Annotated in this window: 1 protein-coding gene; it reads right to left on the minus strand. The window is 55.0% G+C overall.

Features of this window, described 5'->3' with window-relative positions:
* On the minus strand, positions 1–342 hold a 342-nt coding region (locus tag HMPREF2527_RS09785), incomplete at both ends, for a hypothetical protein (RefSeq protein ID WP_168161083.1).

The following is a 342-nucleotide window of genomic DNA, read 5'->3' on the forward strand; positions in this document are numbered from 1 at the left end:
GCGTACCATCCATCGGCTCCTCATGAATCAACACGCCAGACTCATCACCGGCGACCCATTCCACCCTGTACAGGATGGAGCTACGCACCTGGTACATGTCCTGTTTCTTAGCCTTCCAAGAACAGTTGGAACCACCACGCGGCTCACCACCGTAAATCTGGCCAGCATCATCACACTGAATGAAACCCTGCGTACCGGTCTTCTGACCATCGAAATACACGTTCATGGCCAAGAAACTGATCTTCAACTGAACGTGCGAGCTGCCATCAGTCGCCTCAGAGACAAGCGGGTTCCGCTTGCTCGATGCGCGAGCCTTCGACGGAGGCACCCAAGCCCAAACAT

Origin of the sequence: Rothia sp. HMSC071B01, assembly GCF_001808945.1 — a bacterium.
GTDB lineage: Bacteria > Actinomycetota > Actinomycetes > Actinomycetales > Micrococcaceae > Rothia.